At 39.4% G+C, this 1,681-nt stretch carries 5 tRNA genes; 2 read left to right on the top strand and 3 right to left on the bottom strand.

Annotated features, from left to right (window positions below):
* Positions 1-10: 10 nt before the first annotated feature.
* From AN391_RS19790 to AN391_RS19780, 3 genes are all read right to left on the bottom strand, one after another.
* Positions 11-86: transfer RNA gene (locus tag AN391_RS19790), tRNA-Glu, on the bottom strand.
* A 141-nt stretch (positions 87-227) separates the two neighbouring features.
* Positions 228-303 (bottom strand) — tRNA-Glu (locus tag AN391_RS19785).
* 36 nt (positions 304-339) lie between these two features.
* Positions 340-415 (bottom strand) — tRNA-Ala (locus tag AN391_RS19780).
* A 969-nt stretch (positions 416-1,384) separates the two neighbouring features.
* Here AN391_RS19780 and AN391_RS19775 point away from each other — a divergent pair.
* Together AN391_RS19775 and AN391_RS19770 are read left to right on the top strand one after the other, a co-directional pair.
* A tRNA-Val gene (locus tag AN391_RS19775) sits at positions 1,385-1,460 on the top strand.
* Positions 1,461-1,603: 143 nt separating this feature from the next.
* A tRNA-Val gene (locus AN391_RS19770) sits at positions 1,604-1,679 on the top strand.
* Positions 1,680-1,681 lie beyond the last annotated feature (2 nt).

Here is a 1,681-nt window from a genome sequence, read left to right as displayed (position 1 = left end):
AAATAGTAAGTGGCGTCCCCAAGGGGATTCGAACCCCTGTTACCGCCGTGAAAGGGCGGTGTCCTAGGCCTCTAGACGATGGGGACACTAAAAAGTGTCACTAGGACAGTTGATAAGTTTAACTCATATCACGAGCTGCTAAGGTAATACGCTTAACACACATAAAGACTCGAGCTTTAAGTGTTACGTTTTTCTCTTGGTCAAACCACGCCTAACTATTTGTTAGATGGCGTCCCCAAGGGGATTCGAACCCCTGTTACCGCCGTGAAAGGGCGGTGTCCTAGGCCTCTAGACGATGGGGACACAGAAAACTGCTACCCTAGGACATGCACAAAGATTTGGTGGAGCTATGCGGGATCGAACCGCAGACCTCTTCGCTGCCAGCGAAGCGCTCTCCCAGCTGAGCTATAGCCCCAAACCTTTTTAATACCTAACGCCTTTAACACGTTGTGTATCGCTGAGTGCGGGGCGCATTCTATGCACCCCCCCAAATAAAGTCAACAGTTTTTTATGTCACTTTATTTAAATGGTTTAATTTTCAACAAACTGGCTATCAAGCATGCTAAAAATTGCAATTTCGATAAAATTCGGGCTCTACTTCACCTAACAGCACTATAAACAGATTAATTAACTATTCATACCTCGTTGATGACCTAATAATGTTTACCATAGAAGGTATACATTTATATGCAAATTGAGTACAGATTCAAAAAGCACTTTTTGCCATGACTTAAACTAGGCCAGCCTGCGATTATAAGTGTGTTATTTAAATCTCTGAACCCTATTCGATAACCTTATTTATTAAATGCATACCCCTCCCCTTTTTAAATTGCTTGAAAAATATAAATATTGAAGTGAATTAGATCGTCGTTAAACATACCAACAAATAGCTCGTGTTGTTTTAAAGGCTTAGATCAAATTTGGGTAATAGGCTCTATTTTGTTGTCACTGTGCCAAAACTCTTGAGGTTAGTTAGAGTTTATTCGCACAAATGGCAATACAGATTAAGACTTATTCCTTTTAAACTGTTCGTCCTTTTTAAAGATTAACTTATAGTGGCTCTAAAATTTCAATTTTTTTGACCATGACTTTTCTTTGTGAAAAGACGTCACGCTTGATGTATCAATTTAAACATTGGCTTTTATTCGTTTATTTAAGCAAACGCTTTTTATTGTATATAAAAAATAAGGCAGTCACTTCGCTTAATTTAGCTGTTTATTTGTCCTGCTTGTTTAAATTTGGTGATAAAGTAAACGCCAACCTCATCGCGTTGTTTATAAAACCTTCATTCAGCACATTTTTATCATTCAAGTGTTGACACATTTGCAACTCTATCTATAATAGCGCCCCACAACAACGCAGCAATGCAATGTTATTTAGATGTGGGTGATTAGCTCAGTTGGGAGAGCATCGCCCTTACAAGGCGAGGGTCACTGGTTCAAGTCCAGTATTACCCACCACTTTACTAAGTGTACACGTCTAGAACTTTAATTGAGCTGTTAGCTCAATTAGAAAAGAGAACATCACCGTTTAAATAATAGAGGGTGGCGTTTACTGGTTAAAGTCCAGTACTATTTTAAATAGTAGCATTTAATTTATATGTGGGTGATTAGCTCAGTTGGGAGAGCATCGCCCTTACAAGGCGAGGGTCACTGGTTCAAGTCCAGTATCACCCACCACA

It is taken from the genome of Pseudoalteromonas sp. P1-13-1a (assembly GCF_001401875.1).
Classification (GTDB): domain Bacteria; phylum Pseudomonadota; class Gammaproteobacteria; order Enterobacterales; family Alteromonadaceae; genus Pseudoalteromonas.
Note: the sequence above shows the minus strand (reverse complement) of the source record. Positions and strands in the feature narration are given on the sequence as shown.